This is a genomic window from Kribbella sp. NPDC043289 (assembly GCF_056436705.1).
The window spans coordinates 74101-87881 of the sequence record NZ_JBWKCB010000010.1; the positions used below are offsets into that span (position 1 = coordinate 74101).

General features: G+C 67.7%; 14 protein-coding genes and 1 tRNA gene. 11 read left to right on the plus strand and 4 right to left on the minus strand.

Features of this window, described 5'->3' with window-relative positions; genetic code table 11:
* Positions 1 to 136 precede the first annotated feature (136 nt).
* A complete protein-coding gene (gene selD / locus AC0662_RS37760) occupies positions 137 to 1129 on the minus strand; it encodes a selenide, water dikinase SelD (protein ID WP_478306682.1) in 993 nt (330 codons plus the stop codon).
* Positions 1130 to 1214: 85 nt separating this feature from the next.
* Between selD and AC0662_RS37765 the strand changes: the two genes are divergently transcribed.
* The 7 genes from AC0662_RS37765 (at position 1215) to AC0662_RS37795 (ending at position 6830) form a co-directional block, all read left to right on the plus strand.
* Positions 1215 to 1309 (plus strand) — tRNA-Sec (locus AC0662_RS37765).
* Positions 1310 to 1334: 25 nt separating this feature from the next.
* The gene (gene selA, locus AC0662_RS37770; RefSeq protein WP_478306683.1) at positions 1335 to 2624 is read left to right on the plus strand and encodes an L-seryl-tRNA(Sec) selenium transferase; all 1290 of its coding nucleotides are present in this window, start codon (positions 1335 to 1337) and stop codon (positions 2622 to 2624) included.
* Between the two features lie 3 nt (positions 2625 to 2627).
* A complete protein-coding gene (gene selB / locus AC0662_RS37775) occupies positions 2628 to 4364 on the plus strand; it encodes a selenocysteine-specific translation elongation factor (protein ID WP_478306685.1) in 1737 nt (578 codons plus the stop codon).
* A gap of 138 nt (positions 4365 to 4502) precedes the next feature.
* Positions 4503 to 5030, plus strand: coding sequence for a MauE/DoxX family redox-associated membrane protein (locus AC0662_RS37780; protein ID WP_478306687.1), 528 nt, complete (start codon positions 4503 to 4505; stop codon positions 5028 to 5030).
* 21 nt (positions 5031 to 5051) lie between these two features.
* The gene (locus tag AC0662_RS37785) at positions 5052 to 5582 is read left to right on the plus strand and encodes a hypothetical protein (protein WP_478306689.1); all 531 of its coding nucleotides are present in this window, start codon (positions 5052 to 5054) and stop codon (positions 5580 to 5582) included.
* A gap of 37 nt (positions 5583 to 5619) precedes the next feature.
* On the plus strand, positions 5620 to 6123 hold the full coding sequence (locus tag AC0662_RS37790; protein WP_478306691.1) for a twin-arginine translocation signal domain-containing protein: 504 nt from the start codon (positions 5620 to 5622) through the stop codon (positions 6121 to 6123).
* 80 nt (positions 6124 to 6203) lie between these two features.
* Positions 6204 to 6830: a hypothetical protein gene (locus tag AC0662_RS37795; RefSeq protein ID WP_478306693.1), complete on the plus strand. Its 627-nt coding sequence runs from the start codon at positions 6204 to 6206 to the stop codon at positions 6828 to 6830.
* 38 nt (positions 6831 to 6868) lie between these two features.
* Here AC0662_RS37795 and AC0662_RS37800 read toward each other — a convergent pair whose 3' ends face one another.
* From AC0662_RS37800 to AC0662_RS37810, 3 genes are read right to left on the minus strand one after another with little or no spacing between them, the layout of a single operon-like run.
* A complete protein-coding gene (locus AC0662_RS37800) occupies positions 6869 to 7624 on the minus strand; it encodes an amino acid ABC transporter ATP-binding protein (RefSeq protein ID WP_478306695.1) in 756 nt (251 codons plus the stop codon).
* Position 7625: 1 nt separating this feature from the next.
* On the minus strand, positions 7626 to 8453 hold the full coding sequence (locus tag AC0662_RS37805; RefSeq protein WP_478306697.1) for an amino acid ABC transporter permease: 828 nt from the start codon (positions 8451 to 8453) through the stop codon (positions 7626 to 7628).
* Positions 8450 to 9292, minus strand: coding sequence for an ABC transporter substrate-binding protein (locus tag AC0662_RS37810; RefSeq protein WP_478306699.1), 843 nt, complete (start codon positions 9290 to 9292; stop codon positions 8450 to 8452). Before AC0662_RS37810 ends, AC0662_RS37805 begins: the two co-directional genes overlap by 4 nt.
* 209 nt (positions 9293 to 9501) lie before the next feature.
* Here AC0662_RS37810 and AC0662_RS37815 point away from each other — a divergent pair, with 209 nt between their 5' ends.
* The 4 genes from AC0662_RS37815 (at position 9502) to AC0662_RS37830 (ending at position 13781) form a co-directional block, all read left to right on the plus strand.
* The gene (locus tag AC0662_RS37815; protein ID WP_478306701.1) at positions 9502 to 10707 is read left to right on the plus strand and encodes an NAD(P)-dependent malic enzyme; all 1206 of its coding nucleotides are present in this window, start codon (positions 9502 to 9504) and stop codon (positions 10705 to 10707) included.
* 163 nt (positions 10708 to 10870) lie between these two features.
* A complete protein-coding gene (locus AC0662_RS37820; protein ID WP_478306703.1) occupies positions 10871 to 12028 on the plus strand; it encodes an extracellular solute-binding protein in 1158 nt (385 codons plus the stop codon).
* On the plus strand, positions 12025 to 12972 hold the full coding sequence (locus AC0662_RS37825; protein ID WP_452199974.1) for an ABC transporter permease: 948 nt from the start codon (positions 12025 to 12027) through the stop codon (positions 12970 to 12972). Before AC0662_RS37820 ends, AC0662_RS37825 begins: the two co-directional genes overlap by 4 nt.
* Positions 12972 to 13781: an ABC transporter permease gene (locus AC0662_RS37830; RefSeq protein WP_452199976.1), complete on the plus strand. Its 810-nt coding sequence runs from the start codon at positions 12972 to 12974 to the stop codon at positions 13779 to 13781. Before AC0662_RS37825 ends, AC0662_RS37830 begins: the two co-directional genes overlap by 1 nt.

Consider the following 13781-nt stretch of genomic DNA (forward strand, 5'->3'; position numbering starts at 1 on the left):
GGCCCGGTGCCATGTGTCCGCATCTTGACACAGCGACCTGCGGGCAACGCACGGACCAACGGGGAATGGAGACCTATTCGTAGTCTGACGACCGTCACGCTGCGGCCCGTCGAGCATCCGGACACGCAGCGTGATGTCACATCACGTGGATGGAGGCAGTTGGAGATGCGACCAGCTCGCCGATGACTGGATATCCGGGAACCTCCCCTGCGATCAGCAGTCCTCCGGACGTCTGCGCGTCGGCAAGCAACAGTAGTTCGTCCTCGTCCAGGGCCGAGCTGACGGCCGCGCGGACCCAGTCGAGGTTTCGTCGGCTGCCACCCGGCACGTAGCCCGCAGCGAGCGACGTGCGAGCGTCTTCCAGGTACGGAACGGCGGAGGATTGGATGACCGCGGACACTCCGCTCGCTCGGACCAGCTTGAGCAGATGACCGAGCAGTCCGAAGCCGGTGATGTCGGTGGCGCAGACGGCACCTGCCTCCAGCGCCGAACGGGACGCGTCGCGATTCAGGGTGGTCATTACCTCGATTGCCTGCGGGAAGACCTGCCCGGTCGCCTTGTGCCGGTTGTTCAGGACGCCGAGGCCGAGCGGTTTCGTGAGCGTCAGCGGCGTGCCAGGCTTCCCGGCGTCGTTGCGCAGCAGCCTGTCCGGGTTGCCGATTCCGGTGACGGCGAGACCGTACTTCGGCTCTGGGTCGTCGATACTGTGGCCGCCGGCCAGATGAGTACCCGCCGCGGAGCACACATCGGCGCCCCCGCGCATCACCTCGGCCGCCAGCTCGAACGAGATCCGGTCACGCGGCCAAGCGAGTAGGTTGATCGCAACGACAGGTTCACCGCCCATCGCATACACGTCCGAAAGCGCATTGGCGGCAGCGATCCGCCCCCAGTCGTACGGGTCGTCGACGACCGGGGTGAAGAAATCGGCGGTCGCGATCATCGCCCGCCCCTCGTCGATTCGTACAACGGCCGCGTCGTCGCCGTTCTCGACTCCGACGAGGAGCGTGCCGCCTGCCCGTGCGGTCGAGGTGCCCGCGAGCACCCGCTCCAGTTCTCCCGGCGGGACCTTGCAGGCGCATCCGCCGCCAGCGGCGTACTGAGTGAGTCGGGGCGGCGCTTGGTCGACCATGAATTCACGGTAGGGCACGGCGTACGAGAACTCGCCGACACGCCGAATCTGTCCGTCGGGTCGGCCGCGTCCTAAGGTGACGTGCGGAGGCGTACCTCGTCTGGTGACGGGCGCGGTCTTCAACACCGACGTGGCCGAGTATCTCGGTCAGGCGGGTTCGATTCCCGTCCGCCTCCGCCAGCACTCGTGACCTCGGAGGTAGTTGGTGGACGATCCCCGGCGGTCCACGCCGCGCGCCGACGCGGTGCTGGCCGAGCCTGATGTTCAGTGCGCCGTGGAGCGCCTTGGCAAAGGCCTCGTCAAGCTCGCCGTCGACAGGGCGCTGGAGCTGTGCCGCGCCGGGCAGCTCGATCCTTCGACGGTTGTCGATGCGGTCATCGCATCGTTGCCGGAGCAAGCGACCTCGTTGCGAGCTGTCCTGAACGGCACCGGCATAGTTGTGCACACGAACCTCGGGCGGGCTCCGCTGTCGACCGCGGCCGTGGATGCGGTGCGGATGGCCGCGGGAGCAACGGATGTCGAACTCGATCTGGTGAGCGGACGTCGTGGTCGCCGCGGCCGGGCAACGTTGGCAGCATTGCAGGCCGCGGTTCCGGACGCCGGCGGCGTACACGTGGTGAACAACGGCGCCGCCGCACTCGCTCTCGTGACGTGTGCTCTCGCGGCGGGCAAGAATCTCGTAGTTGCACGCGGTGAGCTGGTCGAGATCGGCGACGGTTTCCGGATCCCCGAATTGTTGCAGTCCGTGGGCGCGAGCCTGCGCGAGGTGGGTACGACGAACCGGGTCAAGCTCAGCGACTATGCCGACGCCGTCGACGCCGGCACCGCGTTCGTTCTGAAGGTTCACCCGTCGAACTTCCGCGTCGAGGGCTTTACTGCCTCGGTGTCGACAACCGAGCTGTCGGCGCTACCGGTGCCGGTCGTCGCGGACATCGGCTCCGGTCTGCTGGCGCCACATCCACGTCTGCCGGACGAGCCGGACGCAGCCACCAGCCTGCGCGCCGGAGCAAGCCTTGTCACCGCCTCCGGGGACAAACTGCTCGGTGGGCCGCAGAGCGGCTTGCTGCTGGGCGACCAGGAACTGGTCGAGCGCCTCCGCAGGCATCCGTTAGCGCGTGCGCTGCGGGTGGACAAACTGACGCTGGCCGCGTTGGAGGCAACCTTGACCGGCCCTCCGACGCCGGTCGCGGTCGCACTGGCCTCGGATCCCGGGGATCTTCGGCGTCGCGCGGAACGGATCGCCACCGAACTCGCAGCCTACGGCGCGGTCGCAGTCGATTCCTCGGCCGCAGTGGGCGGCGGTGGCGCGCCGGGCGTACTGCTGGACAGCGCGGCCGTGTCGATGCCGGTGGGCCTGAACGAACGTCTTCGCACCGGTACGCCGGCCGTGGTCGGTCATCTGCACCAAGGCCGGCTCCTGCTCGATCTCATCGCGATCCGTCGTGCCGATGACGAGTTGCTGATCGACGCCGTCCGCCGGGCCGGGAAGGACTGACCGATGCACGTCGTCGCCACCGCTGGCCACGTCGATCACGGCAAGTCGACCCTGGTGAAGGCGCTGACCGGCACCGATCCGGATCGGCTGGCAGAGGAACGGCAGCGCGGCCTGACGATCGAGCTCGGATACTGCTGGACTGAGCTGCCGGACGTGGGTTCGGTAGCCTTCGTCGACGTACCGGGACACGAGCGGTTCCTGCCGACGATGCTGTCCGGTGTCGGCTCGGTACCTGCCGCCCTGTTCGTGGTCGCGGCGGACGACGGGTGGATGCCCCAGGCCGCTGAGCACCTCGAGGCGCTGCACGCTTTCGGCGTACGGAATGCAGTGCTCGCAGTCACCCGCTCGGACCTCGCTGATCCAGCACCGGCTGCCGAGCGGGCGAACGCCGAGCTGGACCGGACTTGTCTGGCCGGCGCGCGAACGGTGGTCGTGAGCGCTCGTACAGGTCTCGGACTGGCAGAGCTGCGTACGGCCCTCACCGAGCTGGTGTCGTCGTTGCCGCGGCCCGCACCGGATGCGGACGTCCGGCTGTGGGTGGATCGGTGCTTCCTGGTACGGGGCGTCGGAACGATCGTGACCGGAACGCTGCCGGCGGGGACGATCCGCGAGAGTGACCAGCTGTCGCTGGGCGACGAGACCCTGCGGGTTCGCGGGATCGAGTCGCTCGGCCGCGGCCGTACATCGGTCGGCGGGGTTGCCCGGGTCGCGCTGAACCTCGGCGGCAAGGTCCCGTCCGCGCTCGGTCGCGGCAGCGTCCTCACCACTCCCCGGGCGTGGCACGACACGACGGTCGCCGATGTGTACGTGCCAGGCCTCGGGCGGCCGCGAGACTCGATGACACTGCACATCGGCGCGGCGGCCGAGACCGTGCACGTCCGGCCGCTGGGCTCCTCGCACGCGCGGATCGCGCTGCCACGGCCGCTTCCGCTTCGGGTGGGGGACCGCGCGGTCCTTCGCGATCCCGGTAGCCGCCGGCTGCTGGCGGCGGTCGTCGTGGATCCGGTGCCACCAGCACTCGATCGCCGCAGCGCCGCCGCGCGGCGAGCGGCCGAACTCTCGGGTGCCGACGGACGGATCGACCCCGCCGCCGAGGTACGGCGACGTAAGGTGGTCCGCGCGTCGCTGCTCAGGCAGATCGGCATCGATCCCGCGGCGGCGTCGGCCGTGCAGGCAGGCGACTGGGTGACGAGCCCGGAGTACGCGTCCGTCCTGCGCAGCAAGGCGATCGAGCTGATTCATGAGACCGTCGATCCGCCCGAGCTGGGACTGCCGCTCGTGCTGGTCGCCAGGGAACTCGGTCTGCCCGGTCCCGAGCTGGTGCGCGCGATGGCCGAACCGCCGCTGCAGGTGCGCGCGGGAGCGTTGACCATCCGGAGCCGGCGACCGAACTCGACCATGGCCGCGCTCGATCGCCTCGTCGCCGACCTCATGGAGAACCCGTTCGGTGCGCCGGATGCGAATCGGCTGCGCGAACTCGGTCTCGACGGCAAGGTCCTCGCGGCCGCGGATCGTGCCGGTCTCCTGCTCCGACTTCCCGGGCCCGTCGTGCTGCTGCCCGGTGCGGACGGGCAGGCCGCAGAGTTGCTGAGTCGACTGCCACAGCCCTTCACCGTCGGCGAGGCCGGGAAGTGTCTCGGCGCACCACGCCGGGTCGCGTTCGCGCTGCTCGAACATCTCGATCGCCTTGGCCACACCTGCCGGCTGTCGGACAACCGGCACCGGTCGAAGACGGCCTGAGCCCGGTTCTGGTCAATGAGTTGCTCAACATGGGCAGCTCTCCGCGAACCATTGACAAGGCGTCTGCCAATGCCTTTCCATCTTGCGTAACGGGTCGAGCGCGGATGGTAATCGCGCCTGATCAGGGGAGGGAACGTCGTGAGGGCTACCGAAATCATCGGCTGGGTCGCGCAGACTCTTCCGGCCTGCCTGTTGTTGTTCGCTGGACTGGCCAAGGTCCGGCGGCCGTCGGCGCTGGCCCAAGTGTTCGGCCGGCTCGGCGCACCGGACCGGGTCGCCGTCCAGACGGCGCGAATCGTCGTTGCCGGCGAACTAGCGGTGGGTACCGCGCTACTCGTGGCGGCCGGTCAGACCTGGCCGCGCATCGCGGCAGCTTTTCTCGCCGTCGGCTTCGCGGCCGCCGGACTGCGCGCGGTCACCGCGCGGATTCACGTGCGCTGCGCCTGCTTCGGCGACGGTCAGGCGACTTTGGGATGGCGGCAGGTGCTGGCGCTGCCGGGGTGGCTGATCGTCCTCGCGATCGCGCAGTTCATCGATGTCGATGGCCATGTTCAAGGCGGTTTGGGCCTGCTGGCCGTCGTGTTGAGCATCGGCTTCCTCGTCCGGTTCGTGCGCGGTCTGGCCTTCTTGCGTGATGTCCGAGCGGATCGAGTAGCGCTGAGCTGACGAGAGGAAAGGGGGGTGGGGATGGTCACCATACTGCTGATCGTCGTATGCCTGTTGATTGCGATGACGTTCGTCCTTCTTGGTGCCCAGATAGAGCTCTTCGAACAGGTCAAACAACTGCGGCAGTTCCTCGACCTCGAGGACCGGGTCAAGGATCTCGAGCTTCCGGTGGCCGGACTGCGACCGAGCGAGGTCGGCCTCGCGAAGGAGCTGGACCAGGTCGCGTCCGGCGTGGTCGTGTTGCTATCCAACAAGTGCGCAACCTGCCAGACCCTCGCGGCGACGTTGCGCGGCGGCCGGCTGCCCGACGGCATGTGGCTGCTTGTCGTTCCGGTGACCGGTGATGCGCACGAGTTCGTCGACCTGTACGAACTTCGCGGCGACCGGATCAGCGTCGACCTCGGTGAACTGACCGCCAACCGGCTCGGGCTGGATGTCACGCCGTCCGCGGTGTTCGTCGAGGACGGCAGACTCACGAAGGCCCAGACGGTTCCCTCGGTGCGCCACCTGCGCACCCTGCCGCCGCGCCGGGCGGCGAAATCCATGAGCTGAGAGAAGCCCGCACAGTGCATGTCGGAAAGGAGAACGGATGAAACCGATCAGTGGGGCGCGGAGACGCGCGACCGGCGACGGAACCAGTCGCCGCAGATTCCTCGGTGGCGTCAGCAAGGTCGGAATGGCGGTCGTGGCCGGTGCGGCAGGTCTGGTCGAAACGACCCAGAAGGCAACAGCTTCCACTCAGGCGAACTGGCGATGCTGCAACCTGTACTTCGGATCGCCGAACTGCCCGATCAACTCGTCGGGCTCGTACTACTGCACTCGGGGCACGATGCGGCAGTGGTGCTGCTGCACCGCATCGCGCACGTACGCCTGCGGTGAGTGCACTGGCGGCAGCAGTTGCGGTCAGGGCCCGTTCTACTGTTCGGCCGGCTGGACCACGGCGCCGAACACCTGCGTGTCCGGGTGTGCGAGCGGTGTTGCCGCTGCGGATCCCGCGGAACTGGCCAGTTGGAAGAACGGAACCTATCCCTCCGCGCCGGCACCGGACTACGTCGACGCGCACCCCGAGGTCTTCTCGATCCGCCGCCGGTGAACGTTCACCTGTTGTTCGTCGCTGGCATGTTCGGCCTGCCTGTGCTGGCCGGATTCGCCCAGTTGTTCAGCCTTTGAGGCATGTCGTTCGTCGGCTACCTACGGCCTGTCGCGCAGTCGGCAGCCGACGACCGACCGGCCGGGCGCTGGTCGATCCTCACCCTGGCTGCCGGCTTCGTGTCGTCAGCCCTCCTGATGACCACAGTCGTGTTCCTGCTCGGGCATGTGCTGACGTCGGTGCTCGGTCTCGGACAGTCGGCACGGGCCGGCACGGCCGCCGTACTGCTGGCGTGCTGGTTCGTGGTGAACGGCGACCTGTTCCAGTTCAAGCCGCCGATGCTGGAACGGCAGACCCCGCAACGGGTGTTCTACGTGCTCGGTCCGGTTCGTGGAGCACTCATCTGGGGGCTCGACACCGGGCTGATGGTCACCACGTTCCGCGTCACCGCCTCGACCTGGGCGACGTTGACCCTGGTGGCTCTGGGGTTCCTGCCGTGGTGGTCCGGTGCGGTGTACGCCGTGGGGTTCGTCGTGCCGGTGGCGATCGCGGTGATAGCGGTCCCGCCGAGGAACGGGCCTGACGACATTGCGATCGAGCCCGGCTGGTTGCTCGAGGCCATTACCCGCTACGCCGGATCGGTGTACCGGACAGCGACGATCCTGCTGGCGCTCGATGTGGTCGCTCTGTTGGCGATCGCGCTGAGTTGAGCGGTGGTACCAATGACGCGGTGGTACCACCGCTCGGCTCAGCTCTCCGGCTCGACGTGGGTCGGGTCGAGGACCCGGCGCAGGAACGTCCGGGTGCGTTCCTCGGCCGGGTCGCCGATCACGTCGGCGGGAGCACCCTGTTCGACGATGACGCCGCCGTCCATGAACACCACCCGGTCGGCGACCTCGCGGGCGAACGCCATCTCGTGGGTGACCACGAGCATCGTCATCCCGTCCAGGGCGAGCTTGCGCATCACGGTGAGGACGTCGCCGACCAGCTCCGGGTCGAGCGCCGATGTCGGCTCGTCGAACAGCATCAGCGCCGGGTCCATCGACAGCGCCCGGGCGATCGCGACCCGTTGCTGCTGGCCACCGGACAGCTGCGCCGGGTAGGCGTCGATCTTGTCGCTCAGGCCGACCCGCTCCAGGTTCGCGCGGGCGATCCGGTTCGCCTCCTCCGCACTGCGCTTCAGGACGGTGCGCTGGGCAACGGTGCAGTTGCCCACGGCCGACAGGTGCGGGAACAGGTTGAACTGCTGGAACACCATCCCGATCTGCTGCCGGGCCGCGTCCAGGTGACAGTCCGGATCGGTGAGGTCCTCACCCCGGACGATCACCTGGCCCTCCTGCGGTTGCTCCAGCAGGTTGACGCACCGCAGCAGCGTGGACTTGCCCGAGCCGGACGGGCCGATCACGCAGACGACCTCGCCCTGCTCGACGGTGAAGTCGATACCACGCAGGACGTGGTTGCTGCCGAACGACTTGTGCAGGTTCTTGATCTCTACCAGTGCCATGTCAGCGCGTCCTCGCAGTTCTGGCTTCGAGCCGGCGGGCCAGGAGGCCCAGCGGCAGGGTGATCACCAGGTAGCAGAAGCCACAGACCACGATCGGGGTCAGGTTCGAGTCCGTGTTCGCCAGGTCACGGCCGAACCCGGTGAGCTCGTAACCGTCCGCGGCGACGCCGATCATGAACACCAGCGAGGAGTCCTTCACCAGCAGGATCAGGTCGTTGGTCAGCGGCGGCAGCACGATCCGGAACGCCTGCGGCAGCACGATCTTGCGCATCGCCAGCCCGGCCGGCATCCCGAGCGAGCGGGCCGCCTCGACCTGCCCCCGCGGGACCGCCTGGATGCCGGCCCGGATCACCTCGGCCATGTACGCCGACGCGACGATCCCGAGCGCCAGCCACACGACGCCGTACGGGTCCCAGGGAATCGTCATCCCGGGGAACGCCAGCGGCAGCAGGCTGAACGCGATGAACACCACGATCGCCGGCAGTCCACGGAAGAATTCGATGTACGCCGTCGCGATCCACCGGTACGGGCCGACCTGGCTGAGTTTCATCAACGCCAGCAGGGTGCCGCCGGCCAGACCGATGACGAACGCACCGGCCGTGTACTCGAGCGTCTTCACCAGGGCCTTCAGGACGCCGTTCTCGAACGTCGACTTGATGAACTCCGGCCGGAAGAACACGTCGGCGATCTGGTGCCAGTTCGCACTGAACGCCGCGGCCAGGATCAGGACGACGAGGATCGCGTACTGGATCCAGCGGGAGCGCTGGGCCCGCTGCCGCGGGCTCAGCCCCTTCCGCTCAACTGTGTCGGTCTCCGTCGAGGTACTCACTTCGCCGGCTCAACCCCGAACCACTTCTTGTAGATCTCGTTGTACTTGCCGTCCGACTTCGCCGCCGTCAGCAGGTCGTTGAACTTGGCCACCAGTTTCGGGCCGCTGCCGTCCTTGAGCGCGCCGAAGCCGTACTGCTCGCCGGTGTCGAACTCGGCGACCACGGCCATGTCCGGGTTCTCCTTGACGAAGTCGTACAGCACGCCGTTGTCGTTGATCGCGGCGTCGACCCGGCCGGACTTCACATTGTTCTCCTGCAGCGCGAGGTCGTTGAACGGGATCACCGTGTACCCGTTCGCCGCGGACTTCTCGTCGGCGTACTTCTTGCCGGTGGTGTCGGCCTGCGCGCCGATCTTCTTGCCCTTCAGGTCCGCCAGCGTCTTGATGCCGGAGTCCTTCTTGGTCATCAGCACCTGGGTGGCGTCCATGTACGGCGCGGTGATGCTGATCGCGGCCTGGCGCTCGGGGGTGATGGTCATCGCGCCCATGCCCATGTCGCACTTCTTCGCCTTGAACGCGGCGCCGGAGGTGACCTGGGACCACTCGATGTTCACCACCTCCTGCTCGAGGCCGAGGTCCTTGGCGACCAGGTCGAGCAGGTCGACGTCGAAGCCGACGACCTTGGTGCCGTCCTTGTACTGGAAGGGCTTGTACGGCAGGTGGGTGCAGATGGTCAGTTTGCCGGGCTTGACCAGCGTGATGCCGGCCGCCTTGGCCTTGTCGTCGGAACCACCGCCGTCCGAACCACCACCACAGGCGGACAGCGTCAGAGCGAGTACGGCGGCCGCTGCGAAGGCCGCCCGTACGCGCGTGGTGCGGAGAGTGGGGACGATGTTCATCGCTAGTTCTCCTCGACAGGGGTTGTGAGTCCGAGAATCCTGGCACACCCGGGTTCCTGTGGGGCCCCTCACAGCAGACCAGTCGACGCTGTGGTTTACTCGTGGGCGACGGGTGACCCCCTGGCAACGGCGCCGTTCGACGCACCCTCATCGAACGCCCACCTCACCATTCCGCCTCGATTCCGCACGCTTTCCCGAAGGGTCCCCGCATGGTCGCCGAGTCGTTCTCGCCCGCTGTTCCCGCCACCGATCAGTACGCCGGTGATGCCGTTTTCGAACTGCATCGCGGCGGCAAGATCGAGGTCACGTCCTCGATCCATGTCAACGACGCCGACGATCTGTCCAAGGCGTACACGCCCGGCGTCGCCCGGGTCTGCACCGCGATCGCCGAGGATCCCACGCTGGTCCGGCGCTACACCTGGAAGTCGAACGTCGTGGCCGTCGTCACCGACGGCACCGCCGTCCTCGGTCTCGGCGACATCGGCCCGGCCGCATCGTTGCCGGTGATGGAGGGCAAGGCGCTGCTGTTCAAGGAGTTCGGTGGCGTCGACTCGGTGCCGATCGCGCTGGACTGCACCGACGTGGACGAGTTCGTCGAGACCGTCGCGCGGATGGCGCCGACATTCGGCGGCATCAACCTGGAGGACATCTCCGCGCCGCGCTGCTTCGAGATCGAGCGCCGGCTCAAGGAGCGGCTCGACATCCCGGTCTTCCACGACGACCAGCACGGTACGGCAGTCGTCGTACTGGCCGCGCTGCGGAACGCGCTCCGGGTGACCGGGAAGTCGATCGAGAACATCCGCGTGGTGATCTCCGGCGCCGGCGCGGCCGGGGTCGCGTGTGCCCGGATCCTCCTGCAGGCCGGCGTCGGCGACCTGGCGGTTGTCGACAGCAAGGGTGTGCTGCACGAGGACCGCCCGGACCTGAACCCGGTGAAGCTGTCGCTCGCCCGGGACACCAACACCGGCGGGATCTCCGGCCGGCTGGTCGACGCGCTCGCGGGCGCGGACCTGTTCCTCGGCGTCTCCGGCGGCACGGTGCCCGAGGAGGCCGTCGCGCAGATGGCCGACGACGCGATGATCTTCGCGCTGGCGAACCCGAACCCCGAAGTACACCCGGACATCGCGCATCGGCACGCCGCGGTGGTCGCGACCGGCCGCTCGGACTTCCCGAACCAGATCAACAACGTGCTCGCGTTCCCGGGGATCTTCCGCGGCGCCTTCGACGCGAACGCCTCGCGCATCACCGAGGGTATGAAGCTCGCTGCCGCCGACGCGCTGGCCGGCCTGATCGCCCCGTCTGACCTGCGCCCCGACTACGTGATCCCGTCCCCGTTCGACGCGCGCGTCGCCCCGGCCGTCGCGACCGCCGTCGCCACGGCCGCCGAGGCGGACGGGGTGGCCCGCCCGGTCTGAACCAGAGTGTTGCTGAGAGCAACTTCTCGGCATCTTTGGTTGTTTTCCGCCCGTTATCAAACGCTTCTTGGAAAGCTATTGACTTAACAAACTGCCACAGCCACCATTGGCGTGGTTTCGCCCGCCGGGCATTCCACACACGTACCGATGGTGGGAGACTTCTATGAAGCTCAGGACCGCATTCGGAGCGGCCGCGGCAGTCACTGCCGCGGCCCTCGCTCTGAGTGGGTGCGCGCCGCAGAGCAGTACGGCCGCGAAAGGCGGCGGCGCGGGCGATGTGAAGACGGTCAGGGTCTTCATCAGTGGCGACACGAACATCCAGAAGCTCTGGACCGACGACCTCGGTCCGGCGTTCGAGAAGGCCAACCCCGGCTACAAGGTGCAGATCACGCTCGACCTGCACGGCGAGCACGACGCCCAGACGATGGCGAAACTGTCGGCGTCGGTCGCCCAGAAGAAGGACCCGGGATTCGACCTGGTCGACGGCGGATTCGTCCCCAAGGCGTCGGCCGCGAACTTCCTCGAGCCGGTCGATGAGTCGAAGATCGGCACGCTGGCCGACATTCCGGCCGATGTCGTGAAGGCCGGCGGGACCGGCGGCATTCCGTACCGCGGCTCCTCGGTACTGCTCGCCTACGACACGAAGACCGTCGCGGCCCCGCCGAAGACGCTCGACGAACTGCTCGCGTGGATCAAGGCGAACCCGGGCAAGTTCACGTACAACTCGCCGAAGTCGGGTGGTTCCGGCGGATCGTTCGTGGCGACGGTGCTCGACAAGTACGTCCCCGCGGACGCGCGGCAGAAGATGACGGTCGGCTACGACAAGAGCCTCGAGTCCACCTGGGACCAGGGCTTCGCGACGCTGCACGGCCTGAACCCGTACGTGTACCAGAAGGGTGTCTACCCGAACGGCAACCAGCAGGTGCTCGACCTGCTCGCGAACGGGCAGATCCAGATGGCGCCGGTGTGGTCCGACATGTTCACGACCGCGGTCGCGAACGGCGCGGTGCCCTCGACGGTGAAGGCCACGCAGATCTCCGGCCCGTCGTTCACCGGCGGTGCCGCGTACCTCGGCGTACCGGCCAGCAGCCCGAGCAAGGAGGCGGCCCTCAAGGTCGCGAACTTCGTGCTCCAGCCCGAGCAGCAGGCCCTGATCGTCAAGGGCATCTCGGGCTACCCGGCGATCTCATTGGACAAGCTGCCGCAGGAACTGCAGACCAAGTTCGCGAACGCCGACACGAACAACCTGCGTAAGGGCTACTTCGACTCGATGGTGAAGGACCTCAACAACCTCTGGGACCAAAAGGTTCCGGGCAAGTGACGGTAGAGGCCGAAACCCGGCCGGCCGTCGTCCGGCCCGCCGCCGCTGTTCGTGCGACGGCCGGCCGGACCCGCGGCTTTCTGATGGCGCTGCCGCCGATCGTGCTGATCGCGCTGTTCATCGGGTTCCCGGTGGTCCTCGCGTTCGGCTTCAGTCTCGGCTTCACCGGCGGCCTGAACCGGACCGTCGCGCTGATCGGCCAGAACGTGCACAGCGCGCGCGGCATCGTCCCGACGTTCGCGGCGTACGCCGAGATGTTCACCAACGCACGGTTCCTCGGTGACCTGTTCGTCACGGTGCTCATCACGTTCATCAGCACCACGCTCGTCGTGGTGCTCGCGATCGGCATCGGGCTGTACCTCAAGTTCTCGCCCGGGCTGCTCGGCAAGGTGCTCTCCACGCTCGCGGTGGTGCCGCTCTTCATCCCCGTGGTGATCGCGTCGTGGGCCATCCTCGGCTTCTACTCCGCGAACGGCTTCCTGCGCAGCGTGGCCGCGCAGTTCGGGCTCGGCTTCCCGGTGTGGTCGTACACGCTGGTGACGGTCGTCATCGGCTCGGTGTGGACGTCGCTGCCGTTCGCGACGCTGCTGGTCGCATCGGGTCTGCAAGCGGTGCCGCAGGCAATGATCGACGCCGCACGCGACGCCGGTGCGTCCTTCTGGCGGGTGGTGGTGAGCATCGTGGTCCCGATGGCCGGGGTGCCGATCATCATCGCGACCACGTTCACCGCGATCGGGGTGCTCGGCTCGTTCACGGTGCCGTACTTCACCGGCCCGAACTCGCCGAACATGCTCGGGGTCGACATGTCGAACTACTTCTCGTCGTTCAACCAGCCGCAGCAGGCCGTCGTGATCGCGTTCATCGTGTTCGCGATCGCATCCGGGATCGCGGCCGTATACGTGTGGGCGAACTTCCGCTCCGCCAAGGAAAGCGGGGCGGTCTGATGACCAAGGGTGTCTCCCGGGCGCTGACGGTCGTGTTCGCCGGCGTACTGGCGCTGTTCATCATCGGGCCGCTCGCGTGGCTGGCCGTCCGGGCGTTCGCGTCGAGCTGGACCTACCCGAACCTGCTGCCGGACGGCTGGACGCTGCGGTGGTGGAGCGTCGTGTTCAGCGAGCACGCGCTCGGGGTCGCCGTACAGAACTCGTTGTTCTTCGCGCCGATCACCGTGCTGGTCTCGGCGGTGATCTGCCTGCCGGCGGCCTACGCGTTCGCGCGCTTCGAGTTCCCGGGGCGGCGGTTCTTCCTGATCTCGGTGTTCGCGGCCAACGCGTTCCCGAAGATGGGGCTGTTCGTCTCGCTCGCGGCGTTGTTCTACGCGCTCAACCTGATGAACTCGATCCTCGGCATCCTCGTCGTCCACGTCCTCGGCACGGTGGTGTTCATGACGTGGATCCCGGCGGCCGCGTTCGCTGCCGTACCGCGCAGTCTCGAGGAGGCGGCTCGGGACGCCGGGGCTTCCAAGCTGCGGACGTTCTTCAGCGTGACGCTGCCGATGGCGCTGCCGGGCATCCTGGTGGCCGCGATCATGAGCTTCCTCGCGTCCTTCGACGAGGCGCAGGGCACGTACCTGGTCGGCGCACCGGACTACATGACGATGCCGACGCAGATGTACAGCCTGGTGCTCAACTACCCGACCCAGGTGGCGGCGGTGTTCTCCATCCTGCTCGCCATCCCGTCCGTCGCGCTGCTGCTGGCCGCGCACAAGCACATCGTCGGCGGCCACCTCGCCGAGGGCTTCCAGATCAAGTAA

What these genes read in the sequence shown, in the direction of transcription:
- AC0662_RS37820 (WP_478306703.1), top strand. Translation starts at nt 10,871, where the DNA reads ATGAAGCTCAGGACCGCATTCGGAGCGGCCGCGGCAGTCACTGCCGCG.
- selD (WP_478306682.1), bottom strand. Translation starts at nt 1,129, where the DNA reads ATGGTCGACCAAGCGCCGCCCCGACTCACTCAGTACGCCGCTGGCGGC.
- AC0662_RS37830 (WP_452199976.1), top strand. Translation starts at nt 12,972, where the DNA reads ATGACCAAGGGTGTCTCCCGGGCGCTGACGGTCGTGTTCGCCGGCGTA.
- AC0662_RS37795 (WP_478306693.1), top strand. Translation starts at nt 6,204, where the DNA reads ATGTCGTTCGTCGGCTACCTACGGCCTGTCGCGCAGTCGGCAGCCGAC.
- AC0662_RS37810 (WP_478306699.1), bottom strand. Translation starts at nt 9,292, where the DNA reads ATGAACATCGTCCCCACTCTCCGCACCACGCGCGTACGGGCGGCCTTC.
- AC0662_RS37815 (WP_478306701.1), top strand. Translation starts at nt 9,502, where the DNA reads ATGGTCGCCGAGTCGTTCTCGCCCGCTGTTCCCGCCACCGATCAGTAC.
- AC0662_RS37800 (WP_478306695.1), bottom strand. Translation starts at nt 7,624, where the DNA reads ATGGCACTGGTAGAGATCAAGAACCTGCACAAGTCGTTCGGCAGCAAC.
- selB (WP_478306685.1), top strand. Translation starts at nt 2,628, where the DNA reads ATGCACGTCGTCGCCACCGCTGGCCACGTCGATCACGGCAAGTCGACC.
- AC0662_RS37790 (WP_478306691.1), top strand. Translation starts at nt 5,620, where the DNA reads ATGAAACCGATCAGTGGGGCGCGGAGACGCGCGACCGGCGACGGAACC.
- AC0662_RS37785 (WP_478306689.1), top strand. Translation starts at nt 5,052, where the DNA reads ATGGTCACCATACTGCTGATCGTCGTATGCCTGTTGATTGCGATGACG.